Here is a 16,075-nt window from a genome sequence, read left to right as displayed (position 1 = left end):
CCCAGAGGAGGTATTTTTATGGTGGAAAGGTTTAAAACTTACTTAAATAAATATTTTTCCGATGGTCCTAAGATAGAATCTATTATAGTTATAGGTTTAACAATAAGTTTAGTAGTTATAAGTTTAACAATATTTAATATGATAAAAACTATAACTATCTCAATAGATGGCAGTGACAAGAAAGTTACTACCTTTGGTGGTACTTACAAAGATGTTTTGGATAATAATGGAATTAAATTGGGATCAAAGGATAAAGTAAAACCTAGTCTAGATAGTAGAGTTAAAGATAAAGGTAAATTATTAATTACAAGGGCAGTATTAATTGAAGTAAAAGTGGATGGTAAAAAATTAGATATAAAGTCTGCTGAACATAATGTGGAAAATATGTTGCAAGCAGAAAAAATTCAACTTTCAAATCTTGATAAAGTATATCCATCTAGAAATTATGCAATTAAAAAAGGATTAAAAGTAGTAGTGACTAGGGTAAAAACTAAAGACATAAAAGAGATTACAAATATAAACTATGATATAGTTATAAAAAATGATGGTGAAGTTGAAAGCGGAGCTAAAAAAGTTTTACAAGAGGGGCAAAATGGAGAGAAACAAACTATTACCAGAATAGTATATGAGGATGGTAAAGAAGTCTCTAGAAAAGTTATAAGTGAAATCGTAAAGAAAGAACCAGTACAGAAAATAATAGCAGTAGGAACATTAAATAGTGATTATACCTTTTCTAGAGGAGGAAACCTTAGTTATGCCAAATTCTTGCAGATGAAAGCAACTGCATATACTGCAGATTATGAAAGTACAGGCAAGGGGCCTGGGCATCCAGACTTTGGTATAACAGCTTCAGGAACTGTGGCTAGGAGAAATAGTGGAAGCTACAGCTCTGTAGCAGTTGATCCTAGAGTTATACCACTTGGTACCAAACTTTATATAGAAGGATATGGATATGCCATAGCTGAAGATACAGGAGGTGCCATTAAAGGTAATAGGGTAGATTTGTTTTTTAATTCTGCTTCTGAAGCAAATAACTGGGGTGTGCGATGGATTAATGTTTATGTTATGGATTAGGGGCACGTGCTCCTATTTTTTCTTTTGATGAAAAAATTAAATGTTAATGGGGGAAAATATGATTAAGGAAGTAATAATTGTTGAAGGAAAGGACGATATATCCGCAGTTAAAAGAGCCGTAGATGCAGAATTAATAGCTGTAGGTGGCTTTGGAATAAATAAAAAAGTTATTGATAAGATAAAAGAGGCTCAAAATAGACAAGGTGTAATAGTTATGACAGATCCTGACTTTGCAGGAGAAAAAATAAGGAAAATTATATCTAAAAGAGTTAAAGGGATAAAACATGCCTATATATCTCAAGAAGATGGGATAAAAAATGGAAATATTGGTGTTGAAAATGCATTACCTGAAACTATAATAAATGCTTTGAAAAGTGCTAAATGTGAATTAAAAGAAGAAAGAAAAGAATTTAAAGTAGAAGATATGGTATTTTTTGAACTTACAGGGTGTGTAAAATCTAAGATAAAAAGAGATATGCTTGGCAGAGAATTAGGTATAGGATATTGTAATGCATCTCAATTTCTAAAGAGACTAAATAATTATGGTATATCCAGGGAAGAGTTTCACAGAGCAATAGATAAAATAAGTAATCTAATGAAGGAGAAGAAAGATGAATAATTTATCTACTAAAGAAATAGTGGAAAAATATAATTTTAGATTTTCAAAAAACTTAGGACAAAATTTTTTGATAGATAATTCAGTATTGCAGGATATATTAGAAGGCACAGATATAAATAAAAATGATTTTGTTATAGAAATAGGACCAGGAGTGGGAACACTAACAAAGGAACTTTTAAAAAGGGCTAAGAAAGTTTGTGCCATAGAACTGGATTCAGATTTAATTGCAATACTAAAGGAAGAGTTAAAGCATTATCCCAATTTTGAATTAATACATAAAGATGTACTAAAGACAAATTTTAATGAGATAATAAAAGATGAGTCAAGTATAAAAATTGTAGCTAATCTTCCATATTACATTACTACTCCTATTATTTCGAAAATTCTAAATAATAAATATAATTTTAAAACTTTAACTATAATGATTCAAAAAGAAGTAGGTGAAAGAATGATATCGGAACCTAATTGTAAGCGATATGGGGCACTTTCTTTATTGGTTCAATATTATTGCGATGTAGAAGTACTTAGAAAAGTTAGTCCCTATGCTTTCATTCCATCGCCTAAAGTTGAGTCTATAGTTATAAAGTTAACTAAGTTAAATAATCCCAGAGTTAAGATTAAAAGTGAAGATTTATTTTTTAGGATAATAAGATGTTCTTTTAATATGAGAAGAAAAACTTTATGGAATGCTTTAAAAGCACTAAAGTTATCTAGAGAATACATAGAAAAAGCATTTGATAAATCGAGAATAGATCCCAAGAGGAGAGGAGAAACTCTTTCTATAGAGGAATTTGGCTTATTATCAGATTGTATATATGAATTAATACATGGGTTATAATGTGTTTTATAATTGAGGACAAAACTATTTGTTCACTTTTTGAGAGTTGTCTCATATATTATAATGAAGATAATATATGGAGGTATAGAAGTTGGCACAAAAAAAGAGTTATAGTAGATACTTTATAATATTACAAGAAGATGAAAAAGGGTACTCTTTAGCTTCTGACAAGATTGCTTCAGGATATGCAAAATTGGAAACAAAAAATGATAAATGTAAAATATCTTATTACGTACAAAATTTGAAAAAGGAAAAAACTCCTTATTATATGATGCTAATATGTAATAAAAAAGGTATAAAAAATATAATTAAAATTGGTGAAATGAACATAGATGATTATGGAAGAGCAGATACATTTTATGAATATCCAATAAATGATGTAGCGGGAAGTGGAATAGCCATGGATAAAGTGTCGGGAGCCGCTATAGTCAGAATATTAGATAACAATATAATACCTGTGATGAGTGGGTTCTCGAGTACTGAAATACCAAATTGGAGGTCTTTTGAATTAATAGAAGATAAAGAGGATAAAACAAAGGATTATATAGAAGAAGATGAAAATAAAACAAATGAAAATAAAGTAGTGGAAGAAACAGTAGAAGAGGTAGAAGAGAAAGAAAAAAGTATATTTGATAAATATGAAGAAAGTATAGAAAAAGCTAAAAGGGATAGAGAAAAAGCTGAAGTTGAAAAAGATAATGAAGAAGACAAGCAACTTTTAGAGAAAATTCAAAATGAACAGGATGAGGAAGATAATCAAAAAGGTAAAGAGACTGTTACAGATGAAAAAGAAGAACCAGTGTCAGAGGATATGTTTGAATCAAAAATCAGAGAAGATCTTCAGGAAGAAAACGTAACTTTAAAAGAGGAGTTCAAAGAAGAGGACTCTCTATATATAGATAATTTTGCAGGAAGTCACTATGAAAAATCAAAAACAAATGATAATAAATGTGAAGATAGAGGTATGAATAGAAGTTACCCAAGAAATTCACAAGGGAATTTTTTTAATAAACTTGTTCATGGTTTTAAAGAAATAAAGAGTTTAAACAAAGAATTAAAAAGATGTAAATGGTATAAGGTACCTGCAAATTCTATAGAAGACATGTACAATATGGATAATTATAGTAGATATGCCCTAGTTTACTATCCTATGATAGGATATTATCCTTATATAAAGAAACATTTTCATTATTTAACGGGATATAAATTTGATAAGAATAATAAAGTAAAATATTTGATATATGGTATACCAGGCACTAATAGTAAAAAGGATCAACCTTATGGAGGTAAATCAGGATTTGTTACATGGATACCTAAGGAAAGTAAAGATAAAATGGGGTACTGGTTGATGTTCTATGATTTTAAAACAAACACCATAGTTATACCAGTAAAAAAGTGAAGTTATGACACCTATTATTAAATCAATAGTAATAAATAAGAGAAAACTGGGAGTCACCATAATTATAATAGGCCTTATGATAGTACTCTTAGGACTTGAAAAAAATTTCGATATGAAGTTGAAATTTACAGCTCTTATGCAAAATAATATAAAATATTTAACTCAATATGAAGGAATGCAAAGTAAATTAAGATATAAACTACCTTCTAAGTGGTCTTCTGAGAATCAAGATATGTCTGGAAATGAAATATTATATCATAGTGATTTTAAAAGTGAAGATAATAAAATAAGAGGATTTGTTGAAGTATGGAATTTGGATGGAAGTTTAAAATCATTTTTAGAAAATAGTAAAATTATATCTCAAAAGCAGAATTTATATAAGAATTATCACATAAGTGAGATTGAAATTAATGGGGGCAGCGGGTACTTAATTGAATATACCATTACAAAGGAAGTGGGAGATAGTTATAAAGGTATAGAATATTTTTTGAAAAAAGGAACTCAATTTTGTAGATTTTCTTTTTTTGTAAATGAGTCAGACTTTAAAGAAAATATGCCAACTATATTTGAGACTATTGTTAAAACATTAGAGTATAAATAGAGATATGTATAATTTGTTCCCTTTCAGTTTGTCATTATGGAAGGGGATTTTTTATATTTAAATATGATATAATTATTTAGAGATTTTTAATATAAATTAAAAATTAATTTATCCAAATGCTGAAATTAGCTAATACTCCCATCTTCTTTAAAGGGAGATAAGCACTATTATGCGCCTGGATAAGTTCTTCTAAGGTTCAGATGGAGATAAGTATTTCTCTATAGCAAACTCCAACTGAAGCTAAGAATCACTTTATGGTGGATTTACAATATTGTTAACAGTAGGTGAAGGTAATGGATGGGGTTGTAAAAAAAAGAATCAATATATTTTTTATACTAATTGTTTTAACAGGAATATTTTTATTATGCGGATGTAGTAAATTAGATCAGTTAAAGGTCAAAGCTGGACTAAAAAATTCTGATTTTGAGTATATAAAGCAAGGCAAGGTGAAAGAAATAACTATTCAAAGTACCAGAGATCAAGGATTTAAATTTGTAGTTACTGATCAAGATACTATTGAGGATTTATATGATACTTTGGCTTCGGCTAAAAAGGTGCCTAAAAAATCTTCTCTGCAGCCAGATTATACACTGGAAATAATGGAGACAAATAATAAGATTCATAAATTTTCGTATATAGCAGGACTTGATAAGGACGAAGCAGGAAATCTCTATAATGGAAAGCAAATATACATAGTACCAAAGAGGATAGATAATAATATAATAAATAGTTTTTGGAATATAAGAACGCCTCCAAGCAACTTTACAGAAGTATATTATGGTTCCATAATAGAAACATTAAATAAATATTTTAAGGATAAGGATAAAAAAATTGGAATAAGTTTCAATGAAGATATAGATGCAGCAAGATTCATATTGTCTACAGACTTAGAGGAATTTAAATCTGAGCTTACTGATAAATTTAAGAATGCTAATATTGGAAATAATGATAAGGAAAAGTATGATGTATGGGTTACAGTAAAAACGGAAGGGTATAAGACTACATTGTATAAAGCTACTATTAAATTTTGGGATGTAAAAAAGAAAAGTGAGAAGATCTATTATATAAAGGACGTTTATGAAAATGGAAGATGGAATGTTACTATATCTGAAGACAAATTAGAAGGATTTTAAAATAATTTTAATTCATCTATAATAAATCATATTTTTGAGAATACTAAAATAAGCTTTCTTGGATGTAGAAAGTATGTTTTATAATTTCATGATTATAGATGAAAGGGGTGAAAATCCCATTATATATTAATTATAATATAATTAATATGGGGATAATATTATGAAAGCATTAGTCGATAAAGCCACCTGTATAAGTTGTGGATTATGTCCAGAGGTATGTCCAGATGTGTTTGATATGGATGATGACGGGAAAGCAGTAGCTGCGGTAAATGAAGTACCAAAAGCTTCTCAAGATTCTGCTAAAGAAGCTGCAGAAGGCTGTCCTGTTTCTGCTATTACAGTAGAATAGATATTGTAAAATTAAATAACAGACTGTGTATAAATTTATCATGAAGTATTTAAATTAATATTTTTTAAGAGGGTTTATACACAGTTTTTTATTGTTTTTGTGTTTTTAAAATATATTCATAGGGTATATATCATTTAGTTTATCATTTAAAGTAGGTGAAGAATTAGGATTTATATTTACTCTATCACCTATTTTTGAATTTGAAGGTAGATGAGTAATATTTACATCTTTAGTAGTTCCATCTTGAAAACTTATAAGAGCATGAGAAACATTCATATCAATTATTTCTCCAATCATAAAATATTTCCTCCTCAAAATTTAATTTACATACTTTATTTAGTGTTAACTATGTATTTAATTATTATTCATATTTTACTATATAATACATAATAAAATATCAAGTACCATTTAGGGATAATAATTAAAAGAAATGGAAGAAATATGACTTAGAGAGTTTGTTAAATTGTGATAAAGCTAGATTGCAAAATTGATATTTTAAATTTTACATAGTATAATGAATAATACATATACACAATATATAGTAGTTAGGAGGCATGATGTATGCTACATGTTGTGAAAAGGGATGGTAGAAAAGTAGAATTTAATTCTATAAAAATAACTAATGCCATAAAAAGTGCATCAGAAGAAATTGGCTATGAATTAAAAGAGAGTGACTTTATAGACTTAACTCAAAAAGTTATAAAAGAAATAGAAGAGCTTAATGTAAAAGAAATAGAGGTTGAAGAAATACAAAATATAGTTGAAAAAATTCTTTTAAAAAATGGTCATAGAAAAATAGGATTGGTATATTCAAATTATAGAAGTGAAAGAACTAAAATAAGAGATATAAAATCAGATCTTATGAAGGTTATTGATAAGATAGGCGTAGAAACGGATAGAGACAATGCTAATGTAGGAAATAATTTTAGTTCTAAACTACTTAGAATAGCTAGTGAATCAAATAAATGGCATAATCTGGGGACTATGCCGAAATATTTAGCAAAAGCCCATGAAAATGGAGATATATATTATCACGACTTAGATAGTTATAATTTAACTATCAATTGTCTTCATATACCAACTAAAGAAATGCTCTTATATGGGTTTAATACGGGATATGGGAATATTAGAACTCCAAGGAGAATAGAATCTGCGGCAGAACTTTCCTGTATATTATTGCAATCATCTCAAAATGACATGTTTGGCGGACAGTCTCATCCTGATTTTGATAATGATATGGCTGTTTTTGTAGAACCTACGAGAAGGGAAATAATACAGTATCTTAAGGAAGTAGGAGTAGAAGAGCATAGGATAAAAGATATTTCGGAAAAACGGTTAAGAAAAAATGTAGAGCAGGCAATGCAGGGGATAATTTACAATTTAAATACTATGCATTCAAGGGCAGGCTCACAGGTACCTTTTAGCTCAATAAATTTAGGAATACCCAAATCCAAAGATGCGGCTTTAGTATGCGAGGTATTTTTAACTGAATATGAAAAGGGGCTGGGAAAGGGAGAACAGCCTATATTTCCCAACATAATATTCAGAGTTAAAAAAGGAGTGAACAAAGAACAAGATGATCCTTATTATTATCTATTTAAAATTGCATGTAGAGTAGCTTCAAAGAGAATGAATCCTACTTTTATGAATTTAGATGCTGATTTTAATAAAGCGTATTATGATAAAGGCGTAATACCAGCTACTATGGGATGCAGAACTTATGTGTGTTCAAATGTGAATGGAGAACCAGGGACAAAAGGAAGAGGAAATATAGCGCCGGTGACAATTAATTTACCTAGGCTAGGAATTTTAGCTAAGAAGAATATAGATAAATTTTTTGAACTATTAGACAATAGATTAAATTTAGCTAAAGAATCTCTAATGCATAGGTATGGTATTTTAAAAAGGTTAAAAGTTAAAGATTTACCTTTTGTAGCAGGTCAATGTCTTATGAAAGGCTCTGAAAATTTAAAATTAGATGATTCTATAGAGCCTATATTAAAGCAGGGTACCTGGGCCATAGGCTTCATTGGACTTGCGGAGACATTAATTGCGCTAACGGGAAAACATCATGGTGAGGATGAAAATTCAAGGGAACTTGGAGTGAAAATAATTTCTTATATCAGAAAATATACAGATAAATTTATAGAACAGACTCATCTGAATTGGAGTTGTTATGCTACACCTGCAGAGGGTCTAAGTGGGAAGTTTATATTACAGGATAAAAAGATATTTGGAGAAATACATGGTATAACGGATAAAGACTATTATACTAATTCTTATCATATACCTGTAGGATTTCCAATATCTATAAAAGATAAAATAGATATTGAAGCTCCTTATCACAAAATTTGTAATGGTGGACATATAAGTTATATAGAAATAGATGATTATCCATCGGAAGAAATTATTAGGGATATAATCAATTATGCCTATGATAATACAAATATATCCTATATAGGAATAAATTTTCATATAAGGTATTGTAGGGAATGTGGTTCTTATTTACATGGAGAGAATAAGTGTCCTCATTGTGGTAGTGGCAGCATACAAGGCATATCGAGGGTAACAGGATACTTATCCTTGGATGAAAGATTTGGGGCAGGAAAAACTGCAGAAAGAAAGGACAGAATAGCACAAGGTAGTAATAAAATAGTATATTATTAAACCAATATGTTTGTAAAAGTTAAATTTGTCTATTTTACATAATGTTTTTACATATACATAAAATTTTATGTAAAAATCATTAGGTAAAATAGGTCAGATAATATTAATTTATTATTTACTTTATATATTTTAATAAGGGAAGTGGAATAATAGTGAATAATAAGGTTAGACTAGCAGGTATTGCCTATGAAAGTCTTGTAAATGGACCTGGCATGAGGAGAGTATTTTTTGCACAAGGATGCAGACATAACTGCAAAGGATGTTTTAATCCATCCACCCATTGCTTTAATGGAGGAGAATTAAAAGATATAAATGTTTTAATCCATGATGTGAAGACTAATCCTCTTGTAAAGGGAGTTACCTTTTCAGGAGGTGATCCTTTTGAACAGGCAGAAGCTTTTGCATATATGGCCCGTAAAATTAAAGAATTAGATCTAAATATATGGTGTTATACAGGATATACATTTGAATATATATTAGACAATAAGGATAACCAGTCCTGGCAAGAGTTATTGAGAAATATAGATGTATTGGTAGATGGAAAATTTGAAGAAGATAAAAGAGACAATAGATTGAAATTTAAGGGTTCTAGAAATCAAAGAATTGTTGATGTTAAAAAAAGTTTACAGTATGGTGATACCATAATTAAGAACTTTAAGTTGAAAGATTATAGATAAATATAATATAATATCTCATAGTGAGGTGGTATTCTTGAAAGATGATTTGAAGATTGAAGTTTGCTCTTGTACTAAAATTAATAAACAAAATATAGAATATGTGAAAGAAAATATGTTAAGTGAAAAAACTTTTATGAAGTTATCAGAGCTTTTTAAAATATTGGGTGATTATACGAGAATTAAAATAATATATTCTTTATCTAAAAAAGAACTATGTGTATGTGATATATCAGAAGTAGTTCAAATGAGCCAGTCTGCTATATCACATCAATTAAGGATTCTAAAGGCTGCAAGGTTAGTTAAGTTTAGAAGAGAAGGAAAATCCGTTTATTATTCTTTAGATGATGAGCATATAGATAGATTATTTAACGCAGGACTAGAACATGTGGAACACAATTAAAATTTCTAAAGATTTAAAATAATTTTTAGAAATTTTTTCATTTAAAAGGGAGATGTATTTTTTATTTTATGTAAAATTAAGTATAGTAACCACATTATAATTGGATAATTTATTTTCTATATTTAATGTATTACTTTTAACTCTCTTTCCATTTTTCATATATTTGAGGAATTGATCTAATCCTTCCAGCTCGAAGGTTAAACAAGAGGTTTTATAATGCATGGGAATTACTATGTGGCTGTTGATAGCTTTAGCTAATTTAGCAGCTTCCCTGCCGTCTATAGTAAAGTTACCTCCTATGGGAATTAAAAGTATATCAATATTACCTAATTTTTTTAATTCATTTTCAGTCAATACATAGCCTATATCTCCTAAGTGGCATATTCTATACCTATCCATTTCTATAATAAATATTATATTTTTTCCTCTTTTAGCACCTTGTACTTTGTCATGATAAGAAGGTATACCTTCAATGTTTATTTCAAATAAATTATAGGAGCCTACAGTGTTTATAAGATGTTTATATTTTATTTTTTCAGTATAGCAGTGATCAAAGTGAGTGTGACTTGTGGTGACTATATCTACATCCCCTTGAAAAGTATTATATCCAACAGTTTCATCGAAGGGATCTGTTAAAAGTTTTTTTCCTTTTGAATCTTTTAATAAAAAACAGGAATGAGCTATCCATTGTATTTCCATAAAATCTTTTCCTTTCTTTTATTTATTTTTTAAAGTTGAATTGTGACAATTGATGTAAAAAATAAATTATATTAAAGTTGATATTTAAATGAGGTTAACTTTATTTATAAAAATCTATAAAATTAACCTTTTTTATATTATAATAGTATATGTTACATGGAAAATTTTATAGATGCAAACTTTAAGATCTTATTATCTAGAAGTCTATGGTTAAGGAGGTGATTTTTTGAAAGATACAAAAGTTTATAAGATTATGCTTTTAAGTTTTATATTTATGTTTGTGACTTTTGTAAGAATCAGTATGGTTCATGCTTCTGCATATAATGGAGCAGTCATAGGAAAAGATGTAGAAATTGATAAGTCATGGAAAATAAAGTTCAATATGCAGTTAGATGAGAGTACAGTAAATGATTCAAATATAGTAGTTGTAGATAGTGATGGGAATTCTGTTCCAATATCTGTGCAATTACAGGATAATGGAAGTGATTTGGTAGTTGCACCTAAAACTCAGTATATCTATGATAAAACTTATAATCTAATTGTAAAAAGTGGGTTGAAATCTATAAGTGGTAAAAGCTATGGTGAATCTAAAATGCAATTTAGTATAAAATCAAATCCAACTTCTAATTCAAAATATACAGTTACTATTGATGCAGGTCATGGAGGAAATGATAAAGGAAATATTAGTGGATCAGGTTTAAATGAGAAAGATGTGAATCTATCTGTAGCATTAAAAGTAGGAAATATATTAGAGCAAAATGGAATAAATGTAGTGTACACTAGAAAAGATGATAATATTTCTTGGGATAGTAGTTCAGATTTAAAATCTCGTTTTGATATAGCAAATAATGCAAAGTCAGATATGTTTGTTACCATACATTGTAATTCTTATACTGAAAATTCAGCAGTAAATGGTATAGAAACTTATTATGCAGGGTATAGTGATGAAGCTGAAAATATTGCCAACAAAATACAAAATCAAATGGTAAGCTATACTGGACGTATGGATAGGGGTGTTAAAGAGGGACAGCCTCAGCATAAAATACTCAGGGGGACCTTGTCACCAGCTGTTATGGTAGAATTGGGGTTTATGACTAATTCTCAGGAAAGCAGTTTGCTTGGAAGTGATGATTATCAAAATAAAAGTGCAGCTGCTATTGCAAAGGGAGTTTTGGAATCCTTAAGTTCCTTAAATGAAAATAAAGAACTAATGGTAAGTTCCATATCAGATCTAGCCAATCAGATAACTGAGGGGGATGAGTACTCTCTTCCAATTAGTGTACAAGCTACTATGAGCGATGGAACTACCCAAAAAGTAGGCGTCATATGGGATTCAGAGAAAGTGGATTCATCTAAAACTGGTACATTTACATATAAAGGTATTGCAGCAGGATATGAAAAACAAGTAACTCTTACTTTAACTATAGTTGCAAAGGCTCAGCAAACGCCTCCTTCAAGTACAGCTCCCATAATAGTCATAGATCCAGGCCATGGAATGGGAAGTGACGTGGGCGCTACGGGGATAAATGGACTTCAAGAAGATGATATTACACTGGCAGTAGGTTTAAAAACAGGTAAAATACTTGAAGAACATGGAATAAATGTAGTATATACAAGGACAACAGATATGAGGTCTACTCCAATGAGTGTTACAGAAAGTCTTCAAAAGCGTTGTGACATATCAAATAACGCCAATGCTAAATATTTTGTATGTATCCATACTAATTCTTTTAATGTTCCTTCAGCTAATGGTACGGAGACTTTATATTACACAGGAAATGAAGAGGGTAGAAAGTTAGCAACATATATACAAAACAGCATTGTAGAAGAAGTAGGAACTTATAATAGAGGCTTAAAAGATGGAAGCTGGCTTTATATTGCGCAAAATACAGTTGCACCGGCAGTATTGACGGAATTAGGTTTTGTAACAAATCCTGAGGATGCTGCAAAATTGAGCAGTGATGAATACAGGGCAAAATTTGCACAAGCTATAGCTGATGGAATACTGAAAGCCCTTGGATACTAATTGAGTTTGAAAATTTTCTTGTAAATAAATTGACAATAAAATTTTCATATAATATAATAGAGAAAAATTCAATAGTAAACATTTTAAAAACTTTGAACAGGAAAAGTATTTGGGTTTATATCATTTACAGAGAGCGGCCAGTGGTGAGAATCCGTAGGGTAACTTAGAGAAAATCACCTGGGAGTTTGAAAATTGAAAAGTATTTAACTATCTGAGTAAATTTTTACGTAATTCTGCGTTATAGAATACCATGTTAGTGTTCCAGGATTATCATAGGTGGTATAGCGAATTTAACTTCGTCCTATTTGGATGAAGTTTTTTTATTGTAAATAATCTAAAAATTAATTTAAATAACAATGCTTTAAATATGAATATAATTGTATGCATTTCAAGTCATGTATAAAACAAAACAAATAGTAAAAAATTAACATTGAAGATGAAAGGAGCTCAATTTATGTATAAAAAGATTGATAATAATAAAAGTTTTGTACAGATGGAAAAAGATATTTTAAAATTGTGGCAGGATAGAAAAGTAGTGGAGAAAAGCTTTAATTCTAACAAGGATGGAGAATATTTTACTTTTTATGACGGGCCTCCAACTGCCAATGGAAAACCTCACATAGGACACGTTCTAACCAGAGTTATAAAAGATCTTATACCTAGATATAAGGTTATGAAAGGATATAAGGTTCTAAGAAAAGCAGGATGGGATACCCACGGTCTTCCTGTTGAGCTGGAAGTTGAAAAAAGTCTTGGAATATCAGGAAAACCACAAATCGAAAAATACGGAGTAGAGGATTTTATAAAAAAGTGTAAAGATAGTGTTTTTACTTATGTAAGTCAATGGAGAAAGATGTCTGACAGAATAGGTTTCTGGGTAGATATGGATGACCCTTATGTAACTTATGACAACCATTATATAGAATCTGAATGGTGGGCTTTGAAACAAATATGGGATAAAAATCTTTTGTATAAGGGACATAAAATAGTACCTTATTGTCCTAGATGCGGCACTGCCCTTTCCTCACATGAAGTTTCACAAGGATATAAGGATGTAAAAGAAACATCTGTATATGTTAAATTTAAAATTAAGAATGAAGATAAATATATTCTTGCATGGACTACAACCCCATGGACATTACCTAATAATATGGCTTTGACAATAAATAAAAGTTATGATTATGTAGAAGTAATCAATGATGGGGAACACTTGATATTAGCAGAAGGACTTCTTGAAAAGTTAGAAGGGGAATATGAAGTTGTAAAGAAATTTAAAGGTGAAGAAATGCTGGGAATAGAGTATGAACCTATGTTTAATTTTACACCTTTTGAGGGGAAAGCCCATTATGTTGTTCACGGTGATTATGTAACCTTGACAGACGGTACTGGAATTGTACATACTGCGCCGGCATTCGGTGAAGATGATAGTATTACATGCATAAAGCACAATATACCTATGATAAATTCTGTAACAACACAAGGGAAATTTAAAGATGAAGTTACCCCATGGAAGGGACTTTTTGTAAAAGATGCAGATCCCAAAATAATAGCATACTTAAAAGAGAAGGACATATTGTATAAGGCAGAGAAATTTACTCACTCCTATCCATTTTGCTGGAGATGTGATACTACACTTCTATACTATCCAAGAGATACCTGGTTCATTAGAATGTCAGCTATGAGGGATAAACTTATTAGAAATACCAATGATACAAATTGGTATCCTGACAATATAAGAACGGGAAGGTTTGGGAAATTTGTTGAAGGGGTAATAGACTGGGGACTCAGCAGAGAAAGATACTGGGGTACACCACTGCCTATATGGGAATGTGAGTGCGGTCATAGAGAATGTATAGGAAGTATTAAAGAATTAAGGGAGAAGGGAATTAATGTACCAGATGATATAGAACTTCATAAACCATATATAGATGGAGTTAAGTTAAAATGTGATAAATGCCACAAAGAAATGGAAAGGGTACCAGAAGTAATTGATTGTTGGTTTGATTCAGGTTCTATGCCTTTTGCACAACATCATTACCCATTTGAAAATAGAGAGCTTTTTGAAAAGAATTTTCCGGCTCAGTTTATATCTGAAGCTGTAGATCAGACCAGAGGATGGTTTTACACTCTTATGGCCATATCCACAGTGTTATTTGACAAAAGTTCCTTTGAAAATTGTCTGGTTTTAGGACACGTATTGGATAAACATGGTCTTAAGATGTCAAAGCACAAGGGAAATGTATTGAGTCCTGAAGTAGTACTGGAAAATGAAGGAGCAGATGCTACCAGATGGTATTTTTATACAGAAAGTGCACCATGGCTTCCATCCAGATTCTATGAAGAAGCAGTTCAAGATAGTCAGAGAAAGTTTTTAGGTACACTTTGGAATGTATATTCCTTTTATGTGCTCTATGCAGATTTAGATAAATTCAATCCTTTAGAATATTCACATTTTGTAAGTGAAAATGTAATGGATAAATGGGTTATTTCAAGGTTGAATTCACTAATAAAAATCACAGAAGGGAACTTGGATAACTATAGAATTACACAGGCTGCAGAAAGTATCGGAAATTTTGTGGATGAACTTTCAAATTGGTATGTAAGAAGAAATAGAACCAGATTCTGGAATGAAGAATTGGCAGAAGATAAAGTAGGAGCTTATGTAACTTTATATAATGTATTGAATAAATTATGTTTGATTGCAGCGCCTTTTGTACCATTTATGACGGAAGAAATTTATCAAAACCTGGTTTTAAGCTTAAACAAGAATGTACCAGAAAGCATACATTTATGTAAATGGCCGGAGTATGATTTAAATCTGGTAGATAGTGATTTAGAAAAAAATATGGAAGAGTGCTATAAAATAGTAAAATTAGGAAGAAGTGCTAGAAATGCAGCTAATATAAAAAACAGGCAGCCTCTATCTGAAATGCTCATAAGTGTAAAAACACTTCCTGGATACTATGGTGACATAATAAAAAGTGAGTTAAATATTAAAAATATAGTTTTTAATGCGGATTTATCGAAATATGTTAATTTTAATATAAAGCCTAATCTTCCTGTATTGGGAAAGAAATATGGAAGGATGATACCTAAAATAAAACAAAGTATATCTTCTATGAATCAAATGGATTTAGCGGGTAAAATAAATAATAATGAAGTGGTAAAAATAAAAATAGATGAAACTGAAATAGAATTGAACTCAGAAAATTTACTTATTACTATGGAAGGATTAGAAGGCTTTGCTTTTGCTGGAGAAGGGAGTACAGGAATAGTTCTAGAAACTACAATTACAGAAGAACTTAAAGAAGAAGGAAATTTAAGGGAAATATTAAGTAAAATACAAAATATGAGAAAAGAAAGTGGATTTGAAGTTGCAGATAAAATAAAGTTATATGTTTCAGATAATGAAAAACTTGAAGAAGTAGTTAAAAAATTTGAAGCTCAAATTAAAAAAGAAACTCTTGCAGTAGAAGTTGCTTATAATGAAAATAGGGAATACAGTGGTTGTAATATTAATGGAGAAAAATTTAATATTGCAGTAGAGGTATTAAAATAATAAATTACCTTGTAATAAAGTAATTTTGTAAGTA

Annotated in this window: 14 protein-coding genes and 1 other annotated feature; of the genes, 12 read left to right on the top strand and 2 right to left on the bottom strand. The window is 29.9% G+C overall.

Features of this window, described 5'->3' with window-relative positions; translation table 11 throughout:
• The first annotated feature begins 18 nt into the window (after nucleotides 1-18).
• The 7 genes from CKL_RS18330 to CKL_RS18300 all read left to right on the top strand — a co-directional run bounded on the left by CKL_RS18330 (nucleotide 19) and on the right by CKL_RS18300 (nucleotide 6,013).
• Nucleotides 19-1,074 (top strand): 3D domain-containing protein, encoded by a 1,056-nt coding sequence (locus tag CKL_RS18330; RefSeq protein WP_041700872.1) that lies wholly within the window; start codon nucleotides 19-21, stop codon nucleotides 1,072-1,074.
• A 58-nt stretch (nucleotides 1,075-1,132) separates the two neighbouring features.
• Nucleotides 1,133-1,693, top strand: coding sequence for a ribonuclease M5 (gene rnmV / locus CKL_RS18325; RefSeq protein ID WP_012104082.1), 561 nt, complete (start codon nucleotides 1,133-1,135; stop codon nucleotides 1,691-1,693).
• Nucleotides 1,686-2,531 carry a 16S rRNA (adenine(1518)-N(6)/adenine(1519)-N(6))-dimethyltransferase RsmA gene (rsmA, locus tag CKL_RS18320; protein WP_012104081.1) on the top strand — a complete coding sequence of 282 codons (846 nt, stop codon included), beginning with the start codon at nucleotides 1,686-1,688 and terminating at the stop codon, nucleotides 2,529-2,531. Before rnmV ends, rsmA begins: the two co-directional genes overlap by 8 nt.
• 91 nt (nucleotides 2,532-2,622) lie before the next feature.
• On the top strand, nucleotides 2,623-3,930 hold the full coding sequence (locus tag CKL_RS18315; protein WP_012104080.1) for a DUF7922 domain-containing protein: 1,308 nt from the start codon (nucleotides 2,623-2,625) through the stop codon (nucleotides 3,928-3,930).
• A gap of 76 nt (nucleotides 3,931-4,006) precedes the next feature.
• Nucleotides 4,007-4,531 carry a hypothetical protein gene (locus CKL_RS18310; RefSeq protein WP_242652507.1) on the top strand — a complete coding sequence of 175 codons (525 nt, stop codon included), beginning with the start codon at nucleotides 4,007-4,009 and terminating at the stop codon, nucleotides 4,529-4,531.
• Nucleotides 4,532-4,824: 293 nt separating this feature from the next.
• Nucleotides 4,825-5,664 carry a YhfM domain-containing protein gene (locus CKL_RS18305; protein ID WP_012104078.1) on the top strand — a complete coding sequence of 280 codons (840 nt, stop codon included), beginning with the start codon at nucleotides 4,825-4,827 and terminating at the stop codon, nucleotides 5,662-5,664.
• 160 nt (nucleotides 5,665-5,824) lie between these two features.
• Nucleotides 5,825-6,013: a ferredoxin gene (locus CKL_RS18300; RefSeq protein WP_012104077.1), complete on the top strand. Its 189-nt coding sequence runs from the start codon at nucleotides 5,825-5,827 to the stop codon at nucleotides 6,011-6,013.
• 105 nt (nucleotides 6,014-6,118) lie between these two features.
• Here CKL_RS18300 and CKL_RS18295 read toward each other — a convergent pair whose 3' ends face one another.
• Nucleotides 6,119-6,310: a hypothetical protein gene (locus CKL_RS18295; RefSeq protein WP_041700871.1), complete on the bottom strand. Its 192-nt coding sequence runs from the start codon at nucleotides 6,308-6,310 to the stop codon at nucleotides 6,119-6,121.
• 264 nt (nucleotides 6,311-6,574) lie between these two features.
• Between CKL_RS18295 and CKL_RS18290 the strand changes: the two genes are divergently transcribed.
• From CKL_RS18290 to CKL_RS18280, 3 genes are all read left to right on the top strand, one after another.
• Nucleotides 6,575-8,680: an anaerobic ribonucleoside triphosphate reductase gene (locus CKL_RS18290; RefSeq protein WP_012104076.1), complete on the top strand. Its 2,106-nt coding sequence runs from the start codon at nucleotides 6,575-6,577 to the stop codon at nucleotides 8,678-8,680.
• A gap of 152 nt (nucleotides 8,681-8,832) precedes the next feature.
• A complete protein-coding gene (gene nrdG / locus CKL_RS18285; RefSeq protein ID WP_012104075.1) occupies nucleotides 8,833-9,357 on the top strand; it encodes an anaerobic ribonucleoside-triphosphate reductase activating protein in 525 nt (174 codons plus the stop codon).
• Nucleotides 9,358-9,391: 34 nt separating this feature from the next.
• Nucleotides 9,392-9,757, top strand: a complete 366-nt coding sequence (locus tag CKL_RS18280) for an ArsR/SmtB family transcription factor (protein WP_012104074.1) — start codon at nucleotides 9,392-9,394, stop codon at nucleotides 9,755-9,757.
• Nucleotides 9,758-9,823: 66 nt separating this feature from the next.
• On the opposite strand, the gene CKL_RS18275 is transcribed toward CKL_RS18280, so the two are convergent.
• On the bottom strand, nucleotides 9,824-10,456 hold the full coding sequence (locus tag CKL_RS18275; protein ID WP_012104073.1) for an MBL fold metallo-hydrolase: 633 nt from the start codon (nucleotides 10,454-10,456) through the stop codon (nucleotides 9,824-9,826).
• A gap of 226 nt (nucleotides 10,457-10,682) precedes the next feature.
• On the opposite strand from CKL_RS18275, the gene CKL_RS18270 reads away from it, so the two are divergent.
• A complete protein-coding gene (locus CKL_RS18270) occupies nucleotides 10,683-12,482 on the top strand; it encodes an N-acetylmuramoyl-L-alanine amidase (RefSeq protein ID WP_012104072.1) in 1,800 nt (599 codons plus the stop codon).
• Nucleotides 12,483-12,565: 83 nt separating this feature from the next.
• Nucleotides 12,566-12,789, top strand: a binding site (T-box leader).
• Between the two features lie 147 nt (nucleotides 12,790-12,936).
• The gene (gene ileS / locus CKL_RS18265) at nucleotides 12,937-16,041 is read left to right on the top strand and encodes an isoleucine--tRNA ligase (RefSeq protein ID WP_012104071.1); all 3,105 of its coding nucleotides are present in this window, start codon (nucleotides 12,937-12,939) and stop codon (nucleotides 16,039-16,041) included.
• Nucleotides 16,042-16,075 lie beyond the last annotated feature (34 nt).

It is taken from the genome of Clostridium kluyveri DSM 555 (genome assembly GCF_000016505.1).
GTDB classification, from domain to species: domain Bacteria; phylum Bacillota; class Clostridia; order Clostridiales; family Clostridiaceae; genus Clostridium_B; species Clostridium_B kluyveri.
The sequence above is the reverse complement of the archived record's forward strand: the minus strand, read 5'-3'. Positions and strand labels throughout refer to the sequence as shown.

Excerpts from the sequence above, each read along its gene's own strand:
- CKL_RS18330 (WP_041700872.1), top strand. The coding sequence starts at position 19 with ATGGTGGAAAGGTTTAAAACTTACTTAAATAAATATTTTTCCGATGGT.
- rnmV (WP_012104082.1), top strand. The coding sequence starts at position 1,133 with ATGATTAAGGAAGTAATAATTGTTGAAGGAAAGGACGATATATCCGCA.
- rsmA (WP_012104081.1), top strand. The coding sequence starts at position 1,686 with ATGAATAATTTATCTACTAAAGAAATAGTGGAAAAATATAATTTTAGA.
- CKL_RS18310 (WP_242652507.1), top strand. The coding sequence starts at position 4,007 with ATGATAGTACTCTTAGGACTTGAAAAAAATTTCGATATGAAGTTGAAA.
- CKL_RS18305 (WP_012104078.1), top strand. The coding sequence starts at position 4,825 with ATGGATGGGGTTGTAAAAAAAAGAATCAATATATTTTTTATACTAATT.
- CKL_RS18300 (WP_012104077.1), top strand. The coding sequence starts at position 5,825 with ATGAAAGCATTAGTCGATAAAGCCACCTGTATAAGTTGTGGATTATGT.
- CKL_RS18295 (WP_041700871.1), bottom strand. The coding sequence starts at position 6,310 with ATGATTGGAGAAATAATTGATATGAATGTTTCTCATGCTCTTATAAGT.
- CKL_RS18290 (WP_012104076.1), top strand. The coding sequence starts at position 6,575 with ATGCTACATGTTGTGAAAAGGGATGGTAGAAAAGTAGAATTTAATTCT.
- CKL_RS18275 (WP_012104073.1), bottom strand. The coding sequence starts at position 10,456 with ATGGAAATACAATGGATAGCTCATTCCTGTTTTTTATTAAAAGATTCA.
- ileS (WP_012104071.1), top strand. The coding sequence starts at position 12,937 with ATGTATAAAAAGATTGATAATAATAAAAGTTTTGTACAGATGGAAAAA.